At 40.5% G+C, this 4,608-nt stretch carries 6 protein-coding genes; 3 read left to right on the top strand and 3 right to left on the bottom strand.

Going from position 1 to position 4,608, the window contains the following annotated elements; translation table 11 throughout:
* Nucleotides 1-308: 308 nt before the first annotated feature.
* Nucleotides 309-815 (top strand): MAPEG family protein, encoded by a 507-nt coding sequence (locus RRG12_RS41440; RefSeq protein WP_289799075.1) that lies wholly within the window; start codon nucleotides 309-311, stop codon nucleotides 813-815.
* Between the two features lie 30 nt (nucleotides 816-845).
* Nucleotides 846-1,556, top strand: a complete 711-nt coding sequence (locus RRG12_RS41435) for a DUF4336 domain-containing protein (protein ID WP_069072893.1) — start codon at nucleotides 846-848, stop codon at nucleotides 1,554-1,556.
* Between the two features lie 86 nt (nucleotides 1,557-1,642).
* Here RRG12_RS41435 and RRG12_RS41430 read toward each other — a convergent pair whose 3' ends face one another.
* A complete protein-coding gene (locus RRG12_RS41430) occupies nucleotides 1,643-2,362 on the bottom strand; it encodes a Uma2 family endonuclease (RefSeq protein WP_420758981.1) in 720 nt (239 codons plus the stop codon).
* 186 nt (nucleotides 2,363-2,548) lie between these two features.
* Nucleotides 2,549-3,028 carry a M15 family metallopeptidase gene (locus RRG12_RS41425; protein ID WP_420758980.1) on the bottom strand — a complete coding sequence of 160 codons (480 nt, stop codon included), beginning with the start codon at nucleotides 3,026-3,028 and terminating at the stop codon, nucleotides 2,549-2,551.
* A 40-nt stretch (nucleotides 3,029-3,068) separates the two neighbouring features.
* Here RRG12_RS41425 and RRG12_RS41420 point away from each other — a divergent pair, with 40 nt between their 5' ends.
* Entirely contained in the window at nucleotides 3,069-3,326 is a 258-nt protein-coding gene (locus tag RRG12_RS41420; RefSeq protein WP_420758979.1) for a hypothetical protein, read from the top strand.
* Nucleotides 3,327-3,359: 33 nt separating this feature from the next.
* On the opposite strand, the gene RRG12_RS41415 is transcribed toward RRG12_RS41420, so the two are convergent.
* On the bottom strand, nucleotides 3,360-4,608 hold a 1,249-nt coding region (locus RRG12_RS41415; protein WP_420763179.1), incomplete at its 5' end, for an IMS domain-containing protein.

The raw sequence follows: 4,608 nt of genomic DNA, 5'->3' as shown, positions 1-4,608 counted from the left end.
TCTGGGGGATTGAACAAAAACTCTTTTAGCAGATTCATGGGCAGAGACAATCAAGTATTAACAGCAATTTGAAGAAGAATGCAAAATCCAGAATTAATTTGGTGGGGGACTTAAACCCCTTTATTCATAAGCCACTCACACAGAATTAAATTCTGAATTCTGGCTCCTGACTCCCGAATTCTGTTTGTTAAATACTTCAACCCGATTGTCTCAAAAAGTAGATTTCGATATTCCGCAAGAATTGAAAAGACAGTAACAATTGCAGGCAAGTATTTTCAAAGTTAGGATTTTGATTCGAGTGATTGTCAATGCCTGTTCTGATTCCTATTTCAACCTTCTTTATCGGCTGTCATGGGCTACTTGCTCTGGGTTTATCCTATCGAGTGGCAATGGAGCGCACCCGTACTCGGATTTGGCATGGTGCATCTTTATCTGAGGTTGCCTCACAGCCCAATTACTTAGATCATCCGAATACTTGGGCAGAGTTTGTGGAAAAAATAACACAACAATCTATTGTCACGAAAAACATGGAAGATGGGGTGTTACAGCGTACTATCCGAGCGCATGGGAACTTTACAGAATACGTACCCCTTAGCCTCATGTTCCTAATTGCCCTAGAGTGGATGCAAGCTCTTAACGGACTGTTGTGGATGCTAGGTACTCTATTGACAGTAGCTCGGATTGCCCATGCCTGGGGATTAATACAGACTTATGGCCCATCACCGGGCAGGGCGATCGGTTTTTTCGGAACTTGGCTAGTTTATATCGTCGGCAGTCTGGCTTGTCTTTACTACAGCGTGCAGCAATTTTTATAGTCCAGCGACGGTTCTAACTCAAAAATTATAATGCTTAAAGCAATTGATACTGACCTTTGGGTTGCTGAACAACCCCTAAAATATTTTGGCTTGGAAGTAGGGACGAGGATGACTGTGATTCGTCTAACCAGTGGTAAATTAATGGTGATATCACCTATTGGCATAGATGACGCAACTATCAATGAGCTAAATCAATTGGGAGAAGTTATTTACATCGTCGCCCCCAACTTGTATCATCATCTATTTGTTGCTGACTTCAAGCTGTGCTATCCTCGTGCCAAACTATGGGTAGTATCTGGTCTAGAGCGGAAACGACCAGATTTGCAAATCGACCAGATTATTAGCGATCGCACTATTCACCTGATTGATGGGGTTGAATATTTATTAGTACAAGGCTTTAACACACTGGATACTAGTGGATTTTCACCACTCAATGAATGCGTCTTTTTTCATGTCAAAAGCCGGACTTTGATTGTCACTGATACAGTTTTCCATTTTGATGATCAATGTTCGCCAAGCACAAGGTTAGTAGCTAAACTTCTAGGTGGTTACAACCAACTTCGTCCATCGTTATTGGAGAAATTTGCAACTCAGGATAAAGTCAAAGTTAAATGGTCAATTCAACAGCTTCTCACTTGGGATTTTGAACGAGTAATCATGGCGCATGGCAGCATAATTGAACAAAATGGTAAATCTCAGTTTAAAGCTGGTTATGAGTGGTTTTTAGAAACTCCTTTGTAGTGATACTTTACTCACATAAAATATATAATTCTGTTTTTGAACTTTACACCAAAATAAAATTAGTCTTTTCAAAAAAGCCGCACTCGTTACTGAATAGTATCGGGGTCTACATTGAGCGATCGCAACCTCGCCTTTAACTGTTCTATTTGCAATTCTGCCTGTTCTGCTCGTTGGCGTTCCTGTTCTAACAGTTCTTCTGCTTGCTGTCTTGCTAAAACTTCCTGTCGTAAAGCCTGTGCCAGTTCACCAGGAATCAGTAATTTTTCCCCTGTATCCTCTCGATAAAACCCAATTAGCCTTTCCTCAACCACCAAGCGTAGTTGTAATGGTTCACTGCGTCCATCCTCTATAGGTTCGTAGATTTCTCCCCGCAAGCGATAGCCACGTAACTGTTGTTCCACCCACTCGCTTTTAGGGTCAAATAGCCAGTATTCCTTGACACCTAGCTGCTCATAGAGGGTCTTTTTGAAGATTTCGTCTTGTCCCTTAGTACCAAAGGATGTCATTTCAAAAATAACTGTCGGTACTTGACCCTCTTCCCAGATTTTATAGTTGTCCCGACCGCCGGGTGTAACATCAAAAATCACCATCACATCTGGCGCTACCCGCAACTTGGGAAAGCCCTGTGCATAGTAAAGAAATTGATTTGCCAAGACTGTTGCCTGACGATTTGCCAAATACTGTTTCAGGACTTCTAAGGTAGTTAGTAAAGCATAAAGGTGGTCGTAGGTTTCTGCCACTGGTTGACCATCAGCACTGGGATAGAAAATTTCTGATTCGACACTAACAGGTAAAGTAGCCGTCATGGTTGTAAAATCAGCGCTACAAAATTATTGTAAAGCAAGTCGGTTCTCCCTAATTTGGAATGTGCAAGCTTTTCAAAATATAAATAGATACTTGCAAAGTACTTAAGTGTTAATTAAATAAAAATAACCATAGCTCATAAAAATAATTTTGAGCTACCAATTTAGTAATTTTTAAATTGACATTATTTATGATTTATTTCTTGCATTAGCAAATATTGCTGCTGCATCTTGTGAACCTACATATCGCCAGTGCCAAGGCTCAAAACTTACTCCTTGGCCATTGTTAGAAGGAAAAGACATTTCAAAGCCAAATTCTTTAGCGTATCGAGTCAGCCAGCGATAAGCATCTGTATTTTCAAATGCAAAAGTAATATCCTGTTTGGGAGATTTACCATCTGTTAAATCTATAGCAAAGCCTGTGTGATGTTCGCTATGTCCAGGAGGAGCGCTGATTTTTGCTGCTTCTTTTGCAGAACCGTGACGCTTAATTTGGTTTTGAAATAATTTTTCTTGTTGCTGTACGCTGCGAAAACCTGAAACAGGGATTATCCAAACACCTGCATCTCTTGCTGCGTAAATCATCTTCATGAATGCTTGACAAGCTTCTGGATTTAGAAACTCAAATCTTTGTTCTGTTCCGCTAGCATAGCTACCTACGATCATCATTTGCTTTGGATCAGCTTGTGCATAGGGAAAATGTCCATAGATGATTTTACCAGTTATGGATTGTTGCTTAACTGGTGATAAGCTATCTATAGCTATTGGTGTGGAATTAGTCGTAATAGCTACAGTTGGTAGGACAGGTGGAATTGAGTTTGATTTAGAAGTAACTATACTAGATGGAATTGGATTTGTAGTAGCTTTAACAGAAGGAGTTGTGACTGACATTCGTATCAGTAATGCACCACAAATTACCACACTAAATGAAACTATTGTAGCTATTCCAAACAAACGTACAAAATAAGGAAATCTTTTCAAGAATGTCATAATTAATAATTTAATCTTTAATAATTTCAAATGAAGCTATTTTCCAGCGATCATCATCAAATTTTAATTTGTAGATTACTGTCCTGGTTTTAAAATCTGTTTCATTGGGATTAATATCTCCGTTTCTCTTATAAAGTTTGCGGTCTTCAGTAACTTTTAGTTGAATTGTCGCTTCGCTACCATTGACATCAAAATAATCCACACTATCAATTCTTTGTAAGGGGTATTCATAGTATTCACCATCTCTCTTTAGAGAATTGATAGAACCGTTAGCCCCAGCGGTGCCTTCGTATAGGGGATCTACTGTCAATTCACTAGCTGGTTGAGGATCGTAATTACGACCAAACATAACTCGCTTTGCCTGTAGCCATTTATAAATTAAGTTTTCCGCATCTGTAGTTGTTAATTCTGGTTGGAAAGGAGTAGTGATGCTGCTAGTATTTGTATTGGAAGGAATGTCTGGACTAGGCTCTGGGGAAAATGTTGGTTGTACTGGGCTTGGGCTTGGTGATTGTGGCTGAATATTAGAAATTGTTCGAGTTGGTTCAGATGGTGTTGGGGAGGGGGTGGGTACGTTTACTACAGTTGGTGAAGGCGAAGGCTGTGGTGGATTAGGTAGTTGTTCCCTTAACCATAAACCAGCAACCACACATACACCAATGACACCACCTATAATTACTGCTTTTTGCCAATCATTCATACCATGATTCTGTGGCGATCGCCCGGAGTAAACTGGCTGTTGGGATGAAAATCCTGCTGGTGTAGCTGATACAACTTTTGGAGGCTGGGCGTATGGGACTGGTGGCGGTGTAGAAACTGATATGGGATTGGATGGCTGTATGATAGGTGCAATTGGTGGGACTCCCATCTGCAATGCTTGTAGCATTTCTTTAGCACTGGAGTATCGATCGCGAGGGTAAGATGCGATCGCTCGATCTAAAATACTCACAAAACTGGGACTAATACTCAAAGCATGATGTCGCCACAAAATCTCACCTGTAGCAGGATCGGATGCTAGTTGTTGGGGAATCTTGCCTGTCAGCAAATAAATCGCTGTTAGTCCTAAACTATACAAGTCACTAGAAAACACAGGACGACCCGCAGTTTGTTCGCTAGGCATAAATCCTGGTGTACCAATTACAATCGACGTGCTGAAGTTACCAGAAGCAGTCATCACTGTGCCCATTGTTTCTTTGACTGCACCAAAATCGATTAAAACGGTTTTGCCATCATAATTGCGAATCAGAATATTTTCTGGC

This window comes from Nostoc sp. CALU 546 (genome assembly GCF_048836525.1).
Note: the sequence above shows the minus strand (reverse complement) of the source record. Positions and strands in the feature narration are given on the sequence as shown.

Bases quoted from the DNA above. Each gene is read 5' to 3' on its own strand.
- RRG12_RS41440 (WP_289799075.1), top strand. From the start codon at position 309: ATGCCTGTTCTGATTCCTATTTCAACCTTCTTTATCGGCTGTCATGGG.
- RRG12_RS41435 (WP_069072893.1), top strand. From the start codon at position 846: ATGCTTAAAGCAATTGATACTGACCTTTGGGTTGCTGAACAACCCCTA.
- RRG12_RS41430 (WP_420758981.1), bottom strand. From the start codon at position 2,362: ATGACGGCTACTTTACCTGTTAGTGTCGAATCAGAAATTTTCTATCCC.
- RRG12_RS41425 (WP_420758980.1), bottom strand. From the start codon at position 3,028: ATGATGATCGTAGGTAGCTATGCTAGCGGAACAGAACAAAGATTTGAG.
- RRG12_RS41420 (WP_420758979.1), top strand. From the start codon at position 3,069: ATGATTTTACCAGTTATGGATTGTTGCTTAACTGGTGATAAGCTATCT.